Annotated in this window: 22 protein-coding genes; 14 read left to right on the top strand and 8 right to left on the bottom strand. The window is 40.1% G+C overall.

The genetic code is table 11. From position 1 onward, the window contains the following. Positions 1-18 precede the first annotated feature (18 nt). From PSI15_RS13275 to pip, 3 genes are all read left to right on the top strand, one after another. Positions 19-201: a YoaH family protein gene (locus PSI15_RS13275; protein ID WP_273583935.1), complete on the top strand. Its 183-nt coding sequence runs from the start codon at positions 19-21 to the stop codon at positions 199-201. 102 nt (positions 202-303) lie between these two features. Next, the gene (gene yebF / locus PSI15_RS13270) at positions 304-675 is read left to right on the top strand and encodes a protein YebF (RefSeq protein ID WP_273583934.1); all 372 of its coding nucleotides are present in this window, start codon (positions 304-306) and stop codon (positions 673-675) included. 82 nt (positions 676-757) lie between these two features. Then, positions 758-1,711, top strand: a complete 954-nt coding sequence (gene pip / locus PSI15_RS13265) for a prolyl aminopeptidase (RefSeq protein ID WP_273583933.1) — start codon at positions 758-760, stop codon at positions 1,709-1,711. 52 nt (positions 1,712-1,763) lie between these two features. On the opposite strand, the gene PSI15_RS13260 is transcribed toward pip, so the two are convergent. Continuing rightward, the gene (locus tag PSI15_RS13260) at positions 1,764-1,994 is read right to left on the bottom strand and encodes a DNA polymerase III subunit theta (protein WP_045970196.1); all 231 of its coding nucleotides are present in this window, start codon (positions 1,992-1,994) and stop codon (positions 1,764-1,766) included. 336 nt (positions 1,995-2,330) lie between these two features. Here PSI15_RS13260 and ftnA point away from each other — a divergent pair, with 336 nt between their 5' ends. The 8 genes from ftnA to htpX all read left to right on the top strand — a co-directional run bounded on the left by ftnA (position 2,331) and on the right by htpX (position 9,754). Further along, positions 2,331-2,837, top strand: coding sequence for a non-heme ferritin (gene ftnA / locus PSI15_RS13255; RefSeq protein ID WP_045970200.1), 507 nt, complete (start codon positions 2,331-2,333; stop codon positions 2,835-2,837). A 232-nt stretch (positions 2,838-3,069) separates the two neighbouring features. Then, positions 3,070-3,456 carry a copper homeostasis periplasmic binding protein CopC gene (gene copC, locus PSI15_RS13250; protein WP_045970202.1) on the top strand — a complete coding sequence of 129 codons (387 nt, stop codon included), beginning with the start codon at positions 3,070-3,072 and terminating at the stop codon, positions 3,454-3,456. Then, positions 3,456-4,391 (top strand): copper homeostasis membrane protein CopD, encoded by a 936-nt coding sequence (gene copD / locus PSI15_RS13245; protein ID WP_273583932.1) that lies wholly within the window; start codon positions 3,456-3,458, stop codon positions 4,389-4,391. The genes copC and copD overlap by 1 nt, the downstream gene beginning before the upstream one ends. A gap of 85 nt (positions 4,392-4,476) precedes the next feature. Continuing rightward, positions 4,477-4,830 (top strand): YebY family protein, encoded by a 354-nt coding sequence (locus PSI15_RS13240; protein WP_273583931.1) that lies wholly within the window; start codon positions 4,477-4,479, stop codon positions 4,828-4,830. A gap of 416 nt (positions 4,831-5,246) precedes the next feature. Then, positions 5,247-5,744 carry a GAF domain-containing protein gene (locus tag PSI15_RS13235; protein ID WP_273583930.1) on the top strand — a complete coding sequence of 166 codons (498 nt, stop codon included), beginning with the start codon at positions 5,247-5,249 and terminating at the stop codon, positions 5,742-5,744. A 95-nt stretch (positions 5,745-5,839) separates the two neighbouring features. Continuing rightward, positions 5,840-6,550 (top strand): RNA chaperone ProQ, encoded by a 711-nt coding sequence (proQ, locus tag PSI15_RS13230; protein ID WP_045970210.1) that lies wholly within the window; start codon positions 5,840-5,842, stop codon positions 6,548-6,550. 19 nt (positions 6,551-6,569) lie between these two features. Next, positions 6,570-8,666, top strand: coding sequence for a carboxy terminal-processing peptidase (gene prc / locus PSI15_RS13225; RefSeq protein WP_273583929.1), 2,097 nt, complete (start codon positions 6,570-6,572; stop codon positions 8,664-8,666). Between the two features lie 203 nt (positions 8,667-8,869). Then, positions 8,870-9,754 carry a protease HtpX gene (htpX, locus tag PSI15_RS13220; protein ID WP_273583928.1) on the top strand — a complete coding sequence of 295 codons (885 nt, stop codon included), beginning with the start codon at positions 8,870-8,872 and terminating at the stop codon, positions 9,752-9,754. A gap of 75 nt (positions 9,755-9,829) precedes the next feature. Here the strand turns inward: htpX and PSI15_RS13215 are convergent, their stop codons facing one another. Both PSI15_RS13215 and PSI15_RS13210 read right to left on the bottom strand, forming a co-directional pair. Further along, on the bottom strand, positions 9,830-11,221 hold the full coding sequence (locus tag PSI15_RS13215; protein ID WP_273583927.1) for an L-cystine transporter: 1,392 nt from the start codon (positions 11,219-11,221) through the stop codon (positions 9,830-9,832). Positions 11,222-11,565: 344 nt separating this feature from the next. Continuing rightward, a complete protein-coding gene (locus PSI15_RS13210) occupies positions 11,566-12,159 on the bottom strand; it encodes a metal-dependent hydrolase (RefSeq protein WP_273583926.1) in 594 nt (197 codons plus the stop codon). 408 nt (positions 12,160-12,567) lie between these two features. Here PSI15_RS13210 and PSI15_RS13205 point away from each other — a divergent pair, with 408 nt between their 5' ends. Beyond that, entirely contained in the window at positions 12,568-13,131 is a 564-nt protein-coding gene (locus tag PSI15_RS13205) for a YniB family protein (protein ID WP_045970220.1), read from the top strand. Positions 13,132-13,239: 108 nt separating this feature from the next. Here PSI15_RS13205 and PSI15_RS13200 read toward each other — a convergent pair whose 3' ends face one another. The 5 genes from PSI15_RS13200 to PSI15_RS13180 all read right to left on the bottom strand — a co-directional run bounded on the left by PSI15_RS13200 (position 13,240) and on the right by PSI15_RS13180 (position 17,828). Further along, positions 13,240-14,109: a fructosamine kinase family protein gene (locus tag PSI15_RS13200; RefSeq protein ID WP_273583925.1), complete on the bottom strand. Its 870-nt coding sequence runs from the start codon at positions 14,107-14,109 to the stop codon at positions 13,240-13,242. A gap of 131 nt (positions 14,110-14,240) precedes the next feature. Continuing rightward, positions 14,241-15,137, bottom strand: coding sequence for a metal ABC transporter permease (locus PSI15_RS13195; protein WP_045970224.1), 897 nt, complete (start codon positions 15,135-15,137; stop codon positions 14,241-14,243). Further along, positions 15,134-16,009 carry a metal ABC transporter permease gene (locus PSI15_RS13190; RefSeq protein ID WP_273583924.1) on the bottom strand — a complete coding sequence of 292 codons (876 nt, stop codon included), beginning with the start codon at positions 16,007-16,009 and terminating at the stop codon, positions 15,134-15,136. Before PSI15_RS13190 ends, PSI15_RS13195 begins: the two co-directional genes overlap by 4 nt. After that, positions 16,006-16,917 (bottom strand): manganese/iron ABC transporter ATP-binding protein, encoded by a 912-nt coding sequence (locus PSI15_RS13185; RefSeq protein ID WP_045970228.1) that lies wholly within the window; start codon positions 16,915-16,917, stop codon positions 16,006-16,008. Before PSI15_RS13185 ends, PSI15_RS13190 begins: the two co-directional genes overlap by 4 nt. After that, positions 16,914-17,828 (bottom strand): metal ABC transporter substrate-binding protein, encoded by a 915-nt coding sequence (locus PSI15_RS13180; RefSeq protein WP_273583923.1) that lies wholly within the window; start codon positions 17,826-17,828, stop codon positions 16,914-16,916. Before PSI15_RS13180 ends, PSI15_RS13185 begins: the two co-directional genes overlap by 4 nt. Positions 17,829-18,120: 292 nt before the next feature. On the opposite strand from PSI15_RS13180, the gene PSI15_RS13175 reads away from it, so the two are divergent. Together PSI15_RS13175 and PSI15_RS13170 are read left to right on the top strand one after the other, a co-directional pair. Further along, positions 18,121-18,801, top strand: coding sequence for a transglycosylase SLT domain-containing protein (locus tag PSI15_RS13175; protein WP_273583922.1), 681 nt, complete (start codon positions 18,121-18,123; stop codon positions 18,799-18,801). 485 nt (positions 18,802-19,286) lie between these two features. Beyond that, entirely contained in the window at positions 19,287-20,303 is a 1,017-nt protein-coding gene (locus tag PSI15_RS13170; RefSeq protein ID WP_273583921.1) for a hypothetical protein, read from the top strand. The last annotated feature ends 94 nt before the right edge of the window (positions 20,304-20,397 follow it).

Raw genomic sequence — 20,397 nt, 5'->3', positions numbered from 1 at the left:
TTGTTTGAGGTTATCGCTATGTTTTCAGGTATGCCGGCACTATCCCATGAAGAGCAGCAAGCTGCCGTAGAAAAGATCCATCAGCTCATTTCCGAAGGGATGGGCAGTGGCGAAGCCATTGCCATTGTTGCTCAGGAATTGCGCGAAAAGCATCAGGGTAAAGAGCAGATCCCTGTTTTATTTGAGGATGACGAAAACTAATCGCAACGCATTTTTAACAAAACTCACATAATTACTTTCTACTACATGTTAATTTATCGCAACTTTTAATCCATATTATTTGCAAGGTAATAGGAGGTAAATATGAAGGCAAATCAGTTTATTCATCGTATTGGTTTATTGAGTGCAGGTGTTCTGCTTTCTGTTTCGTTTACTACAAGCGCGGCTGAAAACGAGCGTGTGGCGAAGTTTATTTCTTGCCAAAATTTAACCAAAGATCAAGTGGCGGCACAGGTTAAGCAAGATTTTTTACAAAATCGGATTAATCATTGGGATAAAGACAGAAAGCAATTAGGCACGTCAAAACCGATTGCATGGGTAAATGTCAACGATATTACGGGTGATGCGAACACGTTGCAGGTTCCACTTATCGTCCGGGGGACAAAAAAAGACAAAAGTTACAATGTCACCATTGATTGTCAAAAAGAGACTATCAGTTATAGTGAAGTGAAGTAAAAATTTGTCACACTATCTTTTCTGTAAATATGTGCGGGATACTGGAGAGTATCCCGTTTTGTTTAAACAGTGAGAGGGCCTTATGACGGAACAACGAAAACTCTACCCCGCTTATAATGCGTATCAAACAGGATACTTAGAGACGGGAGACGGGCACCAGATTTATTGGGAGTTGTGCGGTAATCCGGCAGGTAAGCCTGCGGTATTCATTCATGGTGGCCCTGGTGGTGGAATAGCAAACTATCATCGCCGGTTATTCGATCCCGAACGTTACCATATTATGTTATTTGATCAGCGTGGTTGCGGGCGTTCTAAGCCTCATGCCAGCCTGGAAAATAATACAACCTGGCATTTGATCGAAGATCTTGAACGGCTGCGTCATCTCATAGGCGTTGAGAAGTGGTTGGTTTTTGGTGGCTCATGGGGATCAACGCTGTCTTTAGCTTACGCTGAAAAACATCCGGACAGGGTGTCAGAATTAGTATTGCGAGGGATCTTCTTGCTCCGTCCCCAAGAATTGCAGTGGTATTATCAAGAAGGCGCTTCTCGTTTTTTCCCGGAAAAATGGGAACGTACATTATCTATCCTGTCGGAAGAAGAGCGTAAGGATGTGATATTCGCCTATAACAAACGGCTGACGAGTGAAGATTTGCAAGTGCAGTTGGAAGCTGCGCGTTTATGGAGTCTCTGGGAAGGCGAAACAGTAACATTGTTGCCTTCTGAAAACTCAGATTCTTTCTCCGAAGAGAATTTTGCTTTGGCATTTGCGCGTATTGAAAATCATTACTTTATCAATAATGGTTTTATGGATGAAACGCAGCAATTACTGAACCACATTGATGTGATCAGGCATATTCCCGCAGTGATTATTCATGGGCGCTATGATATGGCCTGTCAGGTACAGAATGCGTGGGATTTGGCAAAAGCCTGGCCGGAGGCTGAACTGCATATTGTGGAAGGCGCTGGCCATTCTTTTGATGAAGCGGGCATTTTACACCAACTCATCAAGGCGACGGATAAATTTGCTGGAAAATAGCGGAGATAACCACCCGCAAAGAGGTGGTTATCCTTTTTACCTTATCATCCTGTCAACGACTTTTCGGCTCATAAGGCAGACGTGACAGTAACCTTGATTGCTGGCGGTAGTGCTGCAAGCGCTGCTGGAAATATTCCCGCAGGTGTGAGGGTTGTGATTGCTCAACGGTGTCAGGGATCACAGGCATGTTATAGCGTTCTTTAAAAGCAACACCGGATGCTGCTAAATCAACATTGACCTTATCCATCTCATCTTTAGATAACTTGGCTAAGTTATGTTCCATACTGGCCTCTCTGAAAACGTATTTTTTATTTCTCTGGAAAGAAAATTAATCAACTCTTTTTTGTTTGACAAGTTGTTTAAAAAGGACAAAAAAGCACCTTGATAAATATAAATAATATCAATTCTCATTTTTATTAAAAATGTTTTTTTGCATAAAAATTTAATTAAATAAAACTAATTCTTATTTTCTTATATTTAATGAGATTTATTCTTGTTGGTTTTTTATAAATAAATTGTTTATTATCAATGTGTTAAATATTTTAATTTTATTTTTGTCTTATGCGGTTTTAATTGGCATAATACGCCGAGTTTAACGAATAATTAGGAGAATCGGCCGATGTTAAAACAAGAAATGATCAAAAAATTAAACGAACAATTAAATCTGGAATTTTACTCTGCGAATTTATACTTGCAAATGAGTGCATGGTGTAGTGATAAGGGATATGAAGGTGCCGCTGCGTTTTTAAGAACCCATTCGCAGGAAGAAATGCAACATATGCAACGTTTGTTTGATTATTTGGGCGACACGGGTTCAATGCCTGTATTGGGTGCTATTCAGGCTCCTCCTGTTGAATTCAAGTCTATCTCAGATGTGTTCAATCAAACTTATGAGCATGAAAAACTGATCACAGAAGAGATCAATAAGCTCGCTCATGTCGCGATGACAACACAAGATTACTCCACCTTTAATTTCTTACAGTGGTATGTTGCTGAACAGCACGAAGAAGAGAAACTGTTTAAATCCATCCTGGATAAATTGGATATGGTGGGCGAAAGCGGAAAATCTCTGTTTTTGCTGGATAAAGATCTTAAGGGATTATCTATGGCGCCAGCACACGCCTGATTGAATTGTTTTAATTGTTTTTCACCGTAGTTCCCATTTCTCCGTGTGTTTTTTTATGCGCGGTGAAATGGGAGTTACGGCTCTCTCTTTAGCTCCCTAATATCCCCATTTTTGCGTAGTGCCTCACAGGTCAGGACATTACTCGCCAATTACCGCAGATTAAACAGATTTTTTGGTATAGAATCTCCCTTCAAGTATAAAAAATTCATCTACATATTAAAGGGTTATCTATATGTCTATTCTTAACATCCGTTCATTCTGGACCAAATTATCTGCTCTTGTGGTTCTGTTTGTCGGCATGTCTTGCCAGCAGGCTTTGGCTCATGCACATTTGAAAGATCAGACTCCCGCAGAAAACACAACGATTGAAACTGCCCCACAAGCCATCACCTTGAGCTTCTCAGAACGTATTGAACTTGGGTTCAGTCAGGTAAAATTGATTGGTCCAGAAAAGAGTGCGGTTAAAACAGGTAAATTGGCGCTTGATCCTGAAACTAAAACTCAGTTAATCCTGCCAGTTGAAGGGCAACTTGTTGCAGGAAAATACCGTGTTGACTGGAGTGTGCTCTCCGTCGATGGTCATAAAACCAAAGGCGTTTATAGTTTCACTGTAAGATAATGATTTCTCTAGAGGCGCTATACGTATTTTGCCGTTTCTCTCATTTTGTGGTTGTGATGTTGATGTTTGGCCTGAGCTTATTCACGGTAATGCTGGTTTCTGGTCATTTCTCGGCGTTAATGAGAGAACGGCTGAAAGTGGGAGTTTTAATCAGCACTGTGCTGGTTTTCATAACCTCAATCGTCTGGTTTATTGCACAGGCTGGATTGATGGGGGATGGCTGGCACGATGTTTATGCTCTGGATATCTGGCTAGCGGTATTGGGAACCTCTTTTGGGCAAGTATGGAAATGGCAGTTATTGATCGCTTTTTTTGCGGTCGGCGGATTGTTCCTTTCCAATATTAAGGTCAGAAATTTCCTGTTGTTGGGTTGCTCAACCATTCTACTCGCCAGCCATGCCTTCATTGGACATGCGGCGATGTATGAAGGGAGTCTAGGATTGTTTCTTCAAGTCAATCAAGTTATCCATTTATTGAGCGCAGGTTACTGGTTTGGTGGATTGTGGCCATTTTTATTGTGTCTACAATTTTTGCGCTTAAGGCAGACATCAGAAACAAACTTATCCTCTCATCGCGAAAATATCGCGGTTGACCTCTATTCACATAGCGTAACAGCCATGAGAAAATTCTCTCTTTATGGGCATTTTGCTGTGTTTCTGGTGATTGTGACAGGAATTGTGAGTAGTGTGATTCTCATTCCGGGTTGGCCTATTTTCAATCGAACACTTTCTGAATATCAATCCATGTTATGGCTAAAAATAATTATGGTTATTGGAATGGTACTTTTGGCTTTGATTAATCGCTATATCTTAGTGCCAACGTTAAAGCAGAAAGGCAGTTATCAGCAATTGATCATCAATAGCTGGCTGGAAATGATTCTGGGTACAACGGCATTGTTATGCGTAGCGATTTTTGCAACGCAACCTCCTGTGTGATCTTTGAACGATTGAGGCAAATCTGAGTACATAAACAGGAAAATTAGCGATAAAATCACGACATGTATCTATCAGGGGAATGATAATGAAACAAGTATTTTGGGCGCTGGCTTTTTTGCTTCTCTCTTTTCAGGGAGTCGCTGCACCGATAAAAACGATTAGTAAACTACAGTTTGGCAAACAATGGGCATTTACCCGCGAAGAGGTTATGCTTGATTGTCGGTCAGGTGGCGCGTTGTTTGTGATAAATCCTAGTACACTGATGCAGTATCCGTTGAATGATCAAGCGATACAACTGATGAAATCCAATAAAGTTATTGCATCATCATTAGATACTATCCTTTTAAATGATCCTGAACATCCCAACCAAAAAATGAGTATTGAGCCATTTCAGCAAGCCGCATTGACTTTATGTGACCCTGTCCCATTCAACCGATAATGGCTAAAACTTGGTAAATCATTGCATGTCAACTACGCTTTAAATGGTAAGTTGTTCTACCTCAATGGTAACTTTTAGCGCAAGGCTCTTTGATAGAGCCATTTTTCCCTAGGCCGAGTAGAGGAATGAACTCGGCCTTTTTTTATTTATCATAAAAATATGAACAAAGGCACAATCCTGAATGTAAGTCAGGCCATCTTTTAATTAAGCTGTGATATCGCCCTAAATTTTATAAGTGAATACTGGTAAAAATAATTAAAGAAAATTTAAATTCAGGAAGAGAAACGGTATTCTGAAAGAAATTTCAAGTCATAGTGACAGATCACGTTCAGAAATAGTCTGTTAGATATGGCAAAAACCTTGTGTAAAACCATTGTTAATGTTTTGTTTAATTTATATCTATTGTGTAGGGGCTTATGGATAAGAATCAGTTTTATCAAGAACTAGCAGATAGCTTGATAGCACTGCTGTCAGGGGAGTACGACTTTATTGCTTCTCTTGCTAACACAAGTGCATTGTTATGCGAACGTTTGGATCATGTTAATTGGGTTGGCTTTTATTTAGTAGATAATGATACCCTAATATTAGGGCCATTTCAGGGCAAGAACGCTTGCGTTCGCATTCCAATAGGAAAAGGTGTATGTGGAACAGCTGTTGCAAATAAGAGTATACAGCGTATTTCCGATGTGCATACTTTCTCTGGTCATATAGCCTGCGATGCCACCAGTAATGCTGAAATTGTGCTTCCTTTGGTAATCAATGGGCATGTTATTGGTGTTTTGGATATTGATAGCACGGTTTTTGATCGGTTTGACGAGCATGATGAAAATGGCTTGAAAGCGCTAGTTATCAGGCTTTGTAACCATTTGGGACAATGTGTTGTGTCAAAATATCTACAACAGAACGTAACTTAACATACGTATAACGTGGCATTTATCAGCAACGCTATTATAATGTCGCCTGTTCATGCCTGCGCTGGTTGGCAAAACCGTTGTAATCAGGAAATTTCATGGAAAATCAACCTAAGTTGAACAGTAGTAAAGAAGTCATTGCTTTCTTGGCTGAGCGCTTCCCGCTTTGCTTTGTAGCAGAAGGTGAAGCACGTCCTTTGAAGATTGGGATCTTTCAGGACATCGTTGAACGCATTCAGGAGGAAGAGTGTTTAAGTAAAACACAGCTCCGTTCTGCCCTGCGTTTGTATACTTCCAGTTGGCGCTATCTCTATGGTGTAAAGGAAGGCGCTCAGCGTGTTGACCTTGACGGGAACATGTGTGGCGAGCTGGAAGTTGAACATATTGAACATGCGCGTCAACAACTGGCGGAAGCGAAAGCACGGGTACAGGCTCAACGCGCCGAGCAGCGTGCCAAGAAACGTGAAGCTGAAAACGTATCTGACAAGAAAAATGATCGTCCTGTGAATAAGAAGCCGGTGCCTCGCCGTCAAAAGAGATCAGGCGATGATGAAAAACGTCCAGCACGTTCGCAAGACCGTCAGCAACAATCGCGTAAACCAGCAGACAAAACCATCAAGAAAATTGCACAACCTGAATTAACTTCAGTCACTGACGTATCCTCTTTGACAGTCGGTCAGACAATCAAAGTCAATGTAGGAAAGAGCCTAGTGAACGCATCTGTGCTTGAAATTGCAAAAGATGGTGTAAGGGTGCAGTTACCTACTGGTTTAGCAATGATTGTACGCGCAGAACACTTAAAGTTCTGATACGGAGGCCAACTTGGGCATGAACAAACTCATTATTTTGGCTTGCGTTTTAGGTCTATCATTTTTTAGTACAGGTTATGCAGATACTATTAATGACAATGTCGCTAGTGGTGGCCATGCTACCAACGCCAATGTCATTAATGGTCACAATACCGCTATTATTAGTCTGAGCCAGTTGCCAGATCTAAAACCGGAATCCCAACATTCCACAGTAAGTCAGCGGATTGTTTCCCGCTTTCTCCGCTCTCACTATCGCCAGTTTTATCTGGATGCGGATTTTTCAGGAAAAGTTTTTGACCGTTACCTGAATCAACTGGATTATGGACACAATGTTTTTTTGGCCTCTGATATCGCACAGTTTGCGACTCGAAAAGGAAAGTTAGGAAAAGAACTTGAAAATGGCGATCTGAAACTTCCTTATGACCTCTTCAATCTGATGCAAAAGCGCCGTTTTGAGCGCTATCAATACGTGCTTTCTCGTTTAGATCAACCCGTTGATGTAAACGGCCATGACACAATCGAAGCTGACCGTACGAAGGCACCATGGCCAAAGAGTGTTGAGGAGTTGAATAAACTTTGGGATGCTAAGATCAAGTTTGACTGGATAAACTTTAAGTTATCTGGCAAAAATGATAAAGAAATTAGAGAAATTCTAAACAAACGCTATCAGAGGTGGTTGAAACGCCTTACACAAACCAAAAGTGAAGATGTTTTCCAAAATATCATGATGGCTTTTGCCCGTGAAATCGACCCACATACTAGCTATCTTTCACCGCGTGATACAGAACAGTTTAATTCAGAGATGAGCCTGTCTTTTGAAGGCATCGGTGCTACTTTGATCTCTGATGATGAAAATATTTCCATTGCTTCATTGGTTGTAGGGGGGCCTGCGGCTAAAAGTCATTTATTGAAAGTTGGGGATAAAATCATTGGTGTTGGGCAGGCAGGCAAGCCCATTGTCGATGTTGTTGGATGGCGTTTGCAGGATGTTGTTGCTCTTATTAAAGGGCCGAAAGGGAGTAAAGTCCGCCTTGAAATCATTCCAAATACGAAAGGGGCAAAAAACCATATTATTACTTTAACCCGTGACAGTGTCCGTCTTGAAGATAAAGCTGTCAAGATGTCGGTGAAAACCGTAGGGAAAGAGAAAGTAGGTATTCTGGATATCCCTAGTTTCTATGTTGGCTTAACTAACGATGTAAAAGTACAGTTGCAGAAGCTAACTAAACAGGGGATTTCCTCGATTGTCGTTGATTTGCGCGGCAATGGTGGTGGCGCGTTGACGGAAGCAGTATCGTTATCTGGCTTATTCATTCCTACAGGGCCTGTTGTCCAGATCCGCGATAATACCGGCAGAGTTAAAGTGGAAGCCGATACGGATGAGGCAACATACTACAAAGGACCTCTGGTTGTTTTGATTGATAATAGAAGTGCTTCTGCGTCTGAAATTTTTGCAGCAGCGATGCAAGATTATGGTCGTGGATTAATTGTGGGAGACCCTTCCTTCGGTAAAGGGACTGTTCAGCAATACCGCCCTTTGAATCGCATTTATGATCAGATGCTGCGACCTGAGTGGCCAGAGATTGGTTCTGTACAATACACTATCCAGAAATTTTATCGAATAAATGGTGGCAGCACCCAGCTTAAGGGGGTAACGCCTGATATCGTTATGCCGACAGGGGAAGTGCCTTCTGAAACCGGGGAAAGCCAAGAGGATAACGCCTTACCTTGGGACAGTATTCAGCCTGCACATTATTCTTCTTTGAAAGTGATTTCAGAATTAAAGCCGTTACTGACTAAACTGCATAATCAACGGATTATGAATGATCCTGAGTTTAAATATATCAAACAAGATATTGCTTACCAGAAAATCATCAAAGAACGTAATGGTGTTATCACCTTGAACTATGCTCAAAGAGAAAAAGAAAACAAAGAATACGAAACAATCAGGCTAAATCACATTAATGAGCGCTTTAAACGGGAAGGCAAAAAGTTGCTCAAGTCATTTGACGATTTATCAAAAGATTATAAAGGGCCAGACCCTTACTTAGATGAGTCTGTAAAAATTGCACTGGATTTAGCGCACCAGCCTGCTGAATTGGCTGTAACGAAATAGTTTTAAAAATAGTTTTAAAAATAGTTTTAAAATTCGTTATAGATAAAAGGCCGGCTTGATAGTTGGCCTTTTATCATTATTGTAAAGTTATGTTTTTCTATCGTTTAACCTGTTAAAAAACTTGAATAATAGGGGGGTAACCCCCATTTTATGGCTTAACGCTTAGTTGAACTGTTTTTGATCATTAAAGGAAGCAAATTTATATGATGAGAATCGCCTTATTCCTTCTCACAAACCTTGCTGTTATGGTGGTGTTTGGAATAGTACTTTCACTTACAGGAGTTCAGCGGAGCAGTGTTGCTGGTCTCATGATTATGGCTGGTTTGTTTGGTTTTGGTGGTGCATTCATTTCTTTATTCATGTCGAAATGGATGGCACTGCGTTCTGTTGGTGGTCAGGTTATTGAAAATCCTTCCAACGAAACGGAAGCTTGGTTGATGGAGATGGTACGTCGTCAGGCAGATCAGGTTGGAATTACTATGCCACAGGTGGCTATCTATGATGCCTTGGATATTAACGCATTTGCAACAGGGGCACGTCGTAATGCTTCACTGGTTGCGGTTAGTACAGGGTTATTGAACAATATGAGCCGTGATGAGGCTGAGGCCGTCATTGCACATGAAATTAGCCATATCGCTAATGGTGATATGGTGACCATGACATTATTGCAGGGTATCGTGAATACATTCGTTATCTTCATTTCACGTATCATTGCACAGGCTGCTGCAAGTTTCCTTTCCAGCAACGATGATGAAAGTGAGAGCAGCAGTAATGGCAATCCCATTGTCTACATGGTGCTCTCCATGGTGTTGGAGATCGTATTTGGTATTCTGGCAAGTATTATTACCATGTGGTTCTCCCGTTACCGTGAATTCCATGCAGATGCAGGGTCAGCAAAATTGGTTGGACGCGAAAAGATGATTGCTGCGTTGCAACGTCTTAAGACCAGCTATGAACCTCAGGAAGAGGGGAGAATGATGGCATTCTGTATTAATGGCAAATCGAAGAGTTTCAGTGAATTGTTCTTGTCCCATCCGCCATTGGACAAGCGTATTGAAGCGCTTCGCAGCGGTGAATACCTAAAATAATGCGATAAAATACAAAGCCGAGGTTTATCATGACCCTCGGCTTTATTAGTTGATCCTATTTTAATCTCTTTTGAATTAAGACTGGTTTAATACCACTTTTTCATCTTGCGAAAACACTTCTTTATTGGTTTTTCCCATCAATTGACTGGTGATTGTCCCTGCTGTCATCGCACCATTAACATTTAATGCGGTACGTCCCATGTCAATCAGAGGTTCAACAGAAATTAGCAGTGCCACTAAGGTGACAGGGAGTCCCATGGCAGGCAAAACAATCAAAGCTGCAAATGTTGCTCCACCACCAACGCCAGCAACACCGGCAGAGCTGATAGTCACAATTCCCACAAGTGTCGCAATCCACACAGGATCAAAGGGATCAATACCTACAGTTGGCGCCACCATCACTGCCAGCATGGCCGGATAAATACCCGCACAACCATTTTGTCCAATAGTCGCACCAAAAGAAGCAGAGAAGCTGGCAATGGACTCAGGTACACCTAGGCGGCGAGTTTGTGTCTCAACATTCAAAGGGATACTTGCCGCGCTTGAACGGCTGGTAAATGCAAATGTCAGTACAGGGCCTGCTTTTTTAAAGAATTTCAGGGGATTAATTCCCGTGAATGCCAAAAGCCCACCATGTACAACGAACATCAGGCCAAGCGCGATGTAAGAAGCAACAACAAAATTACCTAATTGAGTAATATCATGGATATTGGAACTGGCAACAACTTTGGTCATTAGCGCCATTACGCCATAGGGTGTGAGGCGCATAACCAACCTAACCAGTTTCATTGCCCATGCCTGCATTGTATCAATAGCAACGAGAACCCGATTACCGCGTTCATGATCATCTTTTAGCATTTGTAGGGCGGCAATGCCTAAGAATGTCGCAAAAATGACAACACTAATAATGGAAGTAGGCCGTGCTCCTGTCAGATCAGCAAAGGGATTTTTGGGGATAAAAGAGAGAATGATTTGAGGCACGCTCATGTCTGCAACTTTGCCAATATAATTGCTTTCGATTGCTAATAAACGCGCTGTTTCTTGAGTGCCTTGAATGAGTCCAGTTGCACTTAGCCCAAATAAATTGGCAATTAATATGCCGATTAAAGCGGAAATTGAGGTAGTGAACAATAATGTGCCAATGGTAAGAAAGCTGATTTTCCCTAAGGAAGAGGCTTTATGTAAGCGTGCAACGGCGCTTAGGATGGAAGCGAAAACCAATGGCATGATAACCATTTGTAGTAATTGTACATAACCATTACCGACAATATTGAACCACTGAATTGATTCTTTCACGGTAGGGTTATCTGTTCCATAAATGATGTTTAATGCCAGCCCAAAAACGACACCTACGACTAGAGCTACAAGCACTTTTTTGGACAAGCTCCATTGATTTGAACTTGTTTTTGCTAATAAAACAAGCAGTGCTACAAAAACGAGCACGTTGATGATGAGTGGTAAATTCATCCCTAGTCTCCAAAACTTATATGTGATATATATTTTTTTGCATGATATGTAATCGTTCTGGATGATGAGAAAAGTGTATTCTATTTTCTCTTAATCTTCTGATTTGTAAGTTGTATTTCAATTTTAAATCTATCGAATACATACCATGAAATGTTTAAGGGAGAATATTATCAGTATAAGAAGTTGCTTACTTATAATTAAATGGAATTTGATATAATCATTTTCACTAACTAGTTTGATTAGTTATATATCCTAATGTGTTTCTGTTGATTTTCTATTTGGTTTTAACTAGTAACCCCATTTTAAAATGGGGTTACGGTATTGACTGCATGTGAATTGATCAGCTATTTGTAGAAATTCTGTAGCTTATCAATAGGTAATTTATCAAACGATAATTTGTTAAATTGTAATTTGTCGAAATAGTGAGTAAATGAAAAGTTGATATGTTGTGGAAGGATTATAGCGATCACCACAACCAATACGGCAATGAAACGTTCGCCTTTTTTACGCTCTTTACCTCTAAGGATAGGGAAACAAAAACGTATTCTCAGTGGCCATAAGAGTGGAATACCGGCAGGCGTCAGCATATCAGCAATAAGATGGCTGATATAACCGATAATCATTGCATGAACAAAATCAGTTGGAATAGGCCAATCAGAAGGTATTTCAGTCTGGAATAGAGTAACCCCCACGAGCAGCGCTAATAAACTGTGCGTAAAGCCACGATGTCCACATAACCGTGCTATTGGAATAGATATAAAGCGGAATAATCTGCCCAACGTTGAGCTTGGATGGTCGATATCCGGTAACAATGAAGCCAGAAGTACACCGGGAAGCATATGTAACCAATCTCCCTGTGCTATTTCAGGTGTGATTTCTAGTTGGTGAGCCAATACAAGGCTAGCAACGGAAAAAAGAAGATGTCCTTCTGCTGTCATAACGATTTATACTAATTATTTATGTTAATTGCTGTTTATACATACAGTTAGGCAGTATAGAGGGTTTTGCACAAGGATGATAGAGGGTAAGTAGGAAAAATTTGTTATTAACTAATATGGTGGTTAATGTTTGCGCTGCCATGTCATGTATAGTGCAACAGGGATTGGAAAATGGCGGCTTCTATAGATAAACGAAATGACATCCCAAGTTTCTCCACGATAATAACAGTGATTAATGAGATTTAATTGTAACAATTTCAGTAAATTAAATCTCGTTATGGATGCTAACAAAGCTGAAATACTTTTATGGGAAAGACAAGATAATTATTCTCCTAATAGGATTAAAGTTGGTTCCTTATGAGCTATCATTGAGTAAAAATAAAATGATTTATGCCAATGGAGAATGTCATGACGTATCAACAAGCCGGATATGTAGCTATCGCTAAACGGATCTTGGGCTGGATTATTTTTGTACCGTCTTTATTATCAACTTTTGCCTCAGTGGTTAATCTGATCGCATGGCAACATGGTGTTGAAGGTAATGGTGTTAAAGGTGATGGTATTAACGCGGTATTAAATGATTTTCTCAGGATGATGACAGAAATGATTAAATTTAATACACCATTTTTGGATTTTTTCTGGAAGCATTCACCAAATCCAGCTCGTCTTACTGGGATCACAGGGGAAAATATCAGTTTTCTTGTTATTTATATTCTGATGTTTGTTGGTTTGGCAATGAGTGCGTCCGGTTTGAGAATGTATCGTCAATTTAAATTCATCAAAGAGCGCATTGAAGATCAAATGCTCCTCGAACTTGCGAAGGAAAGTGGAATAACCAAAGAACAATTAGAAGCTAAAATTAAATTCCCCCGTCATTCTTTATTCAGCCAGATTTTTATCCTTTACATATCACCTATCATTATCGGTGCAATTGCTTATTTCTTATTTAAATTTTGGGGAGTGGTAATGTAATTAAATAATAGTTAATGACTATGCAAGGACGCTCCATACAGTGCTTTGGTTAAAATAAATTCATATTTTTAATGTAATGAATTTTAACTACCACATTAACAAAGTTTTTTATGCCTGTTCGGATAAAAGATTATTAATTATCTTTTGTACTAAGATAAAATGATCGCCTCCGAAAAGATTACATCTATTCAATAAATAATAGAGTTGGTAAATAGGTTGGCGCTCAAGGAAATCTTTAGGCAATGGCCAGACACTCTGATAACCATCAAATATTTGTAAAGGAAGATCTGGATAAAGAGGCAACATTGCCAGATCACATTCACGGTCTCCCCAATAGCAGGCAGGATCAAAAGTAACTGCACAATTATCGTTCAATGATGCACAGTTCATTGGCCATAGATCGCCGTGCAGGAGAGAAGGTTGAGGGTGATGGTTATGTAATTTATCACCGATTATTTCGACAATTTGGCTAATATCCCCAAATACCATGCCTTTATCAGCGGCAAGTTGCAATTGCCATCCAATGCGTTTTTCGGCGTAAAAGTGATTCCAGCGTTTTTGCCACCCGTTAGGCTGTATGGTGGTTGCGAGCATGTTATCAAAATCAAAACCAAATTTAGGTTGTTCACTCCATTGATGTAGCCTTGCAAGGTGTTGACCGAAAAGATACGCACTATGTGGGTTAAAGGGTTTTATAGGTAAATGTTCCAGCAACAGGAAACTAGAGTTGCGGTCATGACCTACACCATAAACGTCAGGAACACGGATTGTTTTGCTGCGAGCCAGTAAATCTAGTTGTTCTGCTTCTGCCTTAAAGATTGGCAGCATTTCTTTCACGTTGGATTTGATAAAAACAGGTTGTTCACCATATTTAATGTACCAGGCATGGTGAATATCTCCCCCTGTCAATTCCGCTTTATCGCGAATTTCAGCGTCACCAAAATGCTCACTTAATAGACGGTTCACTGCTTGCCACATGGTTCACCTCATTAAGTTGACAGTTTCTGTGCTTATATTACAGACAGATGTAACATTTGAACAGGCTAAAAGGGATTTTAATGGAAATTAATAAGGCCATATCTCAAATTTGATATGGCACTTTATTCTTTTTAGTTTAATTTTTCTGGAATTGATGTCGTTTGGGAGAGTATTTTTTCAAACGATCCTTTGTTGGCTTTCTTGCAAGCTAATTTTATTTGGTCATAAATAAGTGCAATAGTAAAGAAAATGGCTTGAATAATGACGATACAGGGGCCGGTTTCACCATCAATATGGAAGCTGATGATCGTTCCAAGCACGCTGGATGATATAGAAGCAACCATGGCCACAATGAGCATGCGATCAAAACTTCGGCACAGTATAAAAGCAATAATGCCAGGTGAGATTAACATCGCAATGACGAGGATGATGCCGACGGCTTGCAAGGATGCGACAATGGTTAGCGCCAACAGCGATAATAATCCGTAATGGAGAAGTCTTACGGGAAGACCAACTACTCGTGCCTGATTGGGATCAAAGCAATAGAGCATGAAATCTTTTCTTTTTAACAACACAATAGCCAGTGTAATCCCTGCGATGCACAGTGTTTGCAGCAATTCATGTTGAGTAATGCCGAGTATGCTGCCGAATAAAATGTGTGTCAGGTGTTGATCCGTATCAATACGAGTAAACAGCACTAACCCAAATGCAAACATCCCTGAGAAAACAATCCCCATAACAGTATCTTCTTTGATTCTGCTATGTTCTTTTAGATACCCAGTGGCAAATGCACAAAATATACCGGAAAGGAAAGCCCCTATTGCAAGGGGTATCCCTGCTACAAAAGCAAGCACGATACCCGGTAAAACCGCATGGGAAATGGCATCTCCCATCAGCGACCAGCCTTTTAAAACCAAGTAACAGGAGAGAACTGCGCAAACAGCTCCTACCATCATGGCAGCAAAGATAGCTCGGCGCATAAATTCATGCATAAAAGGTTCAGTCATTAATTCAATAAATGTGTTCATGAGCGTTGCTCCTGAATCAACGCCAGAGATTCCTTTCTGGCTCGTCTGCGGGAGGCTAACATGCCATGTTTGGGGGCAAAGAAAAACGCGAGTAAGAAAATGACTGTTTGCATGGTAACAATGACACCGCCAGTTGCACCATTGAGAAAATAACTCAGATAGGCGCCAATACCACTTGTGAGTGAACCGATGGCAACAGAAATAACTAACAAGTGCTTAAACCTATCGGTTAATAAATAAGCCGTTGCACCTGGTGTGACTACCATTGCGATAACTAAAATAGCGCCTACTGTCTGTAATGCAGCAACAGTACAGGCACTTAATAAAGTGAAGAAAATGATTTTCAACCGTAACGGTGATAATCCAATAGAACGTGCATGAGTTTCATCAAAGAAAACAACCAACAAATCTTTCCAAAGTACCATTAAGATAATAAAAGAAACGGCGATAATGATTTCAACTTGTAAAACATCTTCATCAGAAATCCCCAAGATATTGCCCAAAATAATGGTTTGTACATTCACGGATGTTGGGTTTAAAGAAACGATCAATAATCCGACGGCAAAAAAAGTAGAGAATATAAAACCGATCACCGCATCTTCACGTAACCGAGTGATATGACGCACCAGTGTCATTGACAGGGCGGCGAGCATTCCCGTAAAAAAAGCCCCCCCCGCATAAGGTAAACCGAGAGCATATGCACCGGCTACGCCAGGTACAACGGAGTGGGAGAGAGCGTCTCCCATCAGAGACCAACCTTTTAGCATCAGATAAGCGGATAAGAATGCACAAACAGCCCCAACAATGGCACTCACCCACATCGCTTTCACCATATAGTTGTAACTGAAAGGCTGTAAAAGTAGCTCCATCATGGCTGGTTTTCCTTTTGCTTTGGACTTTGCCGTGGTGGGATATGATGATTATGTCCATAAAAGACGGCAGCACGTTCATCATCAGTAATGACGGTCAGCGAGCGTGGATCGTCATCCTCATGTAATTCAGGGCCGGAAAGATTAATATGGCGTAAGACACCACCGAAGGTCATTTCCAGATTTTTTTGAGTAAACGTGTTTTCTGTCCGGCCACTTGCGAGCACCGTTCGGTTGATCAAAATAACGTGATCACAAAATTCAGGGACGCTGCCGAGGTTATGCGTTGATACTAAGACCAGATGTCCTTCGTCACGTAAATCACGAAGTAAATCAATAATGGCATTTTCTGTTTTAACGTCCACGCCAGTAAAAGGTTCATCCAGCAGTAAAACTCTCCCTTCTTGAGCCAATGCGCGGGCTAAAAATGCGCGTTTTTTCTGACCACCTGAAAGTTCACCAATTTGGCGATCACGCAGTTCTGCCAGCCCAACCCGTTCCAGGGCTTTATTGACAATGTCATGATCACGTTTACTGGGGCGGCGCAAGAATCCCATTTTCCCATAACGCCCCATCATCACAACATCGGAAACCAGAACCGGAAAGTTCCAATCCACATCTTCGGTTTGGGGAACATAGGCGATGATATTTTGTTTTAATGCGGCTTTGATAGGTTGATCGTTGAGGGTCACTTTTCCTTGTGAAGGCGTGACTAATCCCATGATTGTTTTGAATAATGTGGATTTTCCGCTGCCATTCATGCCAACCAGCGCACAAATTGTGCCACCGGTAATATTAAAACTGGCATCGTAAATAGCCGTGTGGCCATTGTTATAAGTGACAGTGGCGCTATCCACAATTAAATGGGGCTGCCCAAATGAGGGTGGGCGGTTTAACGATGAGCGATTCATTGATTAAATCCTTTTGCAATCGTGTCTACAGTGGTGTTAAGTAGATCAATATAAGTTGGAACAGGTCCTTTTTGAGTGGAAAGAGAGTCTACATAAAGCACTCCGCCATAACGGGCACCTGTTTCTTTACTGACTTGTTTTGCTGGTTTATCTGAAACCGTACTTTCACTGAAGACAACGGGGATTTTATTGGCCCTTACCGTATCAATGACACGGCGAACCTGTTGAGGGGAGCCTTGTTCTTCAGCATTGATCGGCCATAAGTAGACTTCCTTGAAACCATAATCTTGTGTGAGATAGCTGAAAGCGCCTTCACTGGTTACCAGCCAACGTTGTTCTTCAGGAATGCGAGAAAGGCGTTCTCTAAGAGGCGCATCCAATTGCGCTATTTTTTCTGCATAAGCTTTGGCATTGCGATTATAAATTTCAGCATTCTCTGGATCGTGTTTGACAAACGCTTTACGGATATTCTCGATATAAATCAGCGCATTTTTTGGTGACATCCAGGCATGTGGATTAGGGTTTTTATTATAAGGCCCCTCACGAATCGGCAAAGGCGTAATACCTTCGGTTATCACCGCAGCAGGTATATCGGCCATATTTTCAAAAAAGCGTTCGAACCAGCGTTCTAAATTCAAGCCATTCCAGAGGATTAGGTCTGCACGCTGTGCTTTGATGATATCTTTGGGAGTGGGTTGGTAATCGTGGATTTCTGCACCGGGCTTTGTGATTGACTCAACAATTGCGGCATCCCCTGCGACATTTTGCGCCATATCTTGAATAATAGTAAATGTCGTAACCACCCTGAATTTTTTATCTGCATACGCTTGCTGACTGAATAAAGTCATAGTGAACAAAGCAATAATCAGACTGAATATCGGAAAAGCAGAAAGAGAGTGTTTTTTGTCCATTGTGATAAACCTTACTTGTCATAGACTTAATTATTGATAATGATTATCAGTACCATTTGCATAAAGTCAAGGAGATAGCGGATGAAATTGATAATAGATTCGTAGATACTCCTTAAATTTCTGTTGATCGATATCGCAGTGACAGACTCATGCGAACAAAAAATCAGCATGTTGTCCAGAGTTAACCATGATTAATAAAGAAATTTATTTTGATAAACAATAAAAAATATTTTTAGTTTAACAATAAAATTATATATGCTTTATCGGGTTGATCTGAGTTAGGGGAAGTTGTGTGAAATTAAAATTCGTCTCTATTGCGCTGGTATTGTTACTGACGGGATGTGCAGGCCAACAAGGTCATCAATCGGATGTTAATAGGCCAACGACAGCAAAGCGTATGCCTGATAGCAATAATGCAGTTTTTGGTTCTCTTAAACTCCCCAAGAAATCTGAACTAACGCCATTTGATGGTTTTATTCAGAAAGCTGCAAAACGTTATGGTATTGATGAAACCCTTATCAAAGCGATTATTCAGGTGGAATCTGGTTTTCGTCCAGAGGTTATCAGTAAATCAAATGCGGTTGGGTTAATGCAGATCAAAGCGTCCACGGCCGGGCGGGATGCTTATAGAATGAAAGGAAAATCAGGGCAGCCAACGGTACGTGAGTTGAAAGATCCTGAAACCAACATTGATCTTGGTACAGCGTATATTAGCATTTTGAGAAAACAGCATTTAGAAGGTATTTCCAATCCGGAAACGCTGTATTATGCAACGATAGTCGCTTATGTAAATGGTGCAGGCGCATTGTTGCGAACGTTTGATTCAAACCGAACGTTAGCAATTAATAAAATTAATCGAATGACACCCAATGAGTTTTACCAATATGTGCAAAATAATCATCCCGCACCACAGGCTTCACGTTATTTATGGAAAGTGAAAAATGCTTATCGTGCGTTTGGAATAATTCAATAGTTCTTTGTAAATCATAAATATTACAATTTTTAAATAAATATTTTAGAAGCCATATTAATTATTATTATTTAATTAAAGATACAATTTATAATTTATAGGTTAAATTATGTCCTGAATAAAGTAATCTGCTCAATAAAAAATAATTATCAGCCGATAGAAAAAAGTGATTTGAATTAATTTTATGGAAAGGGCATTTTATATAGCGATCTTATATTAATAGCAGTGATGAAAAAATATGAAACCTTTGAGGTTGGTGAATATTAAATGTGTTTTAATGACAATATTCAATTATATGATTTATAAATGGTATTGCGTTTGAAATCTCACCTATATTTATCATTTTATTAGAGCTAAAAAATATAAGATGGTAATATAAAAGATAACTTTACTTATCCAAGATTTTTATTTGTAATTTTAGTTCCTGTTGTTAATGCTGTCGAAAATATTAAAAATCCTAATGCAGAAAAATCATAAAGAGGTATTCAATGACAAACTTAGCAAAAATAGAACTCTCTCCACCTGTGTTTCCTCAGGCAAATGGGACGGATACCATTAATATGCATGATGTTCATGTAATGGGGAATAGATATTTATTAATGAATGTTGGAAAGTATGTTGATGAAGAAATTGGAGACGAAATAGTTGGCTATCTTCGTTTTAATGATGGTAGTGTTATAACATCTATTCCGTACTATATCACCCCAGATAAACAGGATTTTTCTCCCTACTCGTTACTATTTCCTGTAGATGACATCACGCGATATGGATCTTATCAAGCCCAATATAAAATAGTCAGTCACGGGAACGAACGAGATTCACCAACGGTAAATATCAATCTTGTCTTTTCAGACTCATCTAGTTTATCTGATAGTCTCCCCAGTGTTCCGGAAGCTACAGGAAATCAAGGTAAACTGCTGACAAAAGATGATTATTATCGGTTAGATCAATTAAAAATCAATGTGCCAGTTTATGAGGGGATGGCTCCAGGTCATACTGTCAAGGTTTTATGGCAAGGACGTCGAAAAGATATTACATATTCGACGCCAACTCAGACAGTAAATGAAGTTGCGCCGATGACATTCTATATTCCTCGTCTGGAGTTTATTGATAATATAGGCGACACAGTGCAAATACGATTTGCGGTAGAAAGAACATCCGACAACTATATTGAGTACTCAGGTTCTTTCAGACTTGAGATTGAAAAGCAAGATCTTGATTTACCTGCGCCAAATCTGAACTACAATTTCGATGATGGTTCGATTCAAGTTATTGTCAGTTACCCTGGTATGACATTAGAGCAAACAGTTGAAATTCGATTGATAGGTAACACAATGAGGCAGACGAATTATCAAAGGCTTGACAATGTACAGCAGATGGTAATAGGTATTCCTTCTGATTGGGCACAAGAGAATCGGGGGCGGTTGGTTCTGATTGATTACGCTGTAGGTGATATATATGGAAATAAATATAGATTCTCCCATATATTAAGGAGAGTTTTATAACATATTTAGTAAAATGTAAATAAGTGATTTTGGTCTCTAACAAACCTCGTTTAGTCTAACGAGGTTTGTTATTTTTGACTAGACAAAGACTTAT

The organism is Xenorhabdus sp. PR6a (genome assembly GCF_028599065.1).
Classification (GTDB): Bacteria; Pseudomonadota; Gammaproteobacteria; order Enterobacterales; family Enterobacteriaceae; genus Xenorhabdus; species Xenorhabdus doucetiae.
This window is presented reverse-complemented; position numbering and strand designations above follow the sequence as displayed.

Excerpts from the sequence above, each read along its gene's own strand:
- PSI15_RS13275 (WP_273583935.1), top strand. The coding sequence starts at position 19 with ATGTTTTCAGGTATGCCGGCACTATCCCATGAAGAGCAGCAAGCTGCC.
- yebF (WP_273583934.1), top strand. The coding sequence starts at position 304 with ATGAAGGCAAATCAGTTTATTCATCGTATTGGTTTATTGAGTGCAGGT.
- pip (WP_273583933.1), top strand. The coding sequence starts at position 758 with ATGACGGAACAACGAAAACTCTACCCCGCTTATAATGCGTATCAAACA.
- PSI15_RS13260 (WP_045970196.1), bottom strand. The coding sequence starts at position 1,994 with ATGGAACATAACTTAGCCAAGTTATCTAAAGATGAGATGGATAAGGTC.
- ftnA (WP_045970200.1), top strand. The coding sequence starts at position 2,331 with ATGTTAAAACAAGAAATGATCAAAAAATTAAACGAACAATTAAATCTG.
- copC (WP_045970202.1), top strand. The coding sequence starts at position 3,070 with ATGTCTATTCTTAACATCCGTTCATTCTGGACCAAATTATCTGCTCTT.
- copD (WP_273583932.1), top strand. The coding sequence starts at position 3,456 with ATGATTTCTCTAGAGGCGCTATACGTATTTTGCCGTTTCTCTCATTTT.
- PSI15_RS13240 (WP_273583931.1), top strand. The coding sequence starts at position 4,477 with ATGAAACAAGTATTTTGGGCGCTGGCTTTTTTGCTTCTCTCTTTTCAG.
- PSI15_RS13235 (WP_273583930.1), top strand. The coding sequence starts at position 5,247 with ATGGATAAGAATCAGTTTTATCAAGAACTAGCAGATAGCTTGATAGCA.
- proQ (WP_045970210.1), top strand. The coding sequence starts at position 5,840 with ATGGAAAATCAACCTAAGTTGAACAGTAGTAAAGAAGTCATTGCTTTC.
- prc (WP_273583929.1), top strand. The coding sequence starts at position 6,570 with ATGAACAAACTCATTATTTTGGCTTGCGTTTTAGGTCTATCATTTTTT.
- htpX (WP_273583928.1), top strand. The coding sequence starts at position 8,870 with ATGATGAGAATCGCCTTATTCCTTCTCACAAACCTTGCTGTTATGGTG.
- PSI15_RS13215 (WP_273583927.1), bottom strand. The coding sequence starts at position 11,221 with ATGAATTTACCACTCATCATCAACGTGCTCGTTTTTGTAGCACTGCTT.
- PSI15_RS13210 (WP_273583926.1), bottom strand. The coding sequence starts at position 12,159 with ATGACAGCAGAAGGACATCTTCTTTTTTCCGTTGCTAGCCTTGTATTG.
- PSI15_RS13205 (WP_045970220.1), top strand. The coding sequence starts at position 12,568 with ATGACGTATCAACAAGCCGGATATGTAGCTATCGCTAAACGGATCTTG.
- PSI15_RS13200 (WP_273583925.1), bottom strand. The coding sequence starts at position 14,109 with ATGTGGCAAGCAGTGAACCGTCTATTAAGTGAGCATTTTGGTGACGCT.
- PSI15_RS13195 (WP_045970224.1), bottom strand. The coding sequence starts at position 15,137 with ATGAACACATTTATTGAATTAATGACTGAACCTTTTATGCATGAATTT.
- PSI15_RS13190 (WP_273583924.1), bottom strand. The coding sequence starts at position 16,009 with ATGATGGAGCTACTTTTACAGCCTTTCAGTTACAACTATATGGTGAAA.
- PSI15_RS13185 (WP_045970228.1), bottom strand. The coding sequence starts at position 16,917 with ATGAATCGCTCATCGTTAAACCGCCCACCCTCATTTGGGCAGCCCCAT.
- PSI15_RS13180 (WP_273583923.1), bottom strand. The coding sequence starts at position 17,828 with ATGGACAAAAAACACTCTCTTTCTGCTTTTCCGATATTCAGTCTGATT.
- PSI15_RS13170 (WP_273583921.1), top strand. The coding sequence starts at position 19,287 with ATGACAAACTTAGCAAAAATAGAACTCTCTCCACCTGTGTTTCCTCAG.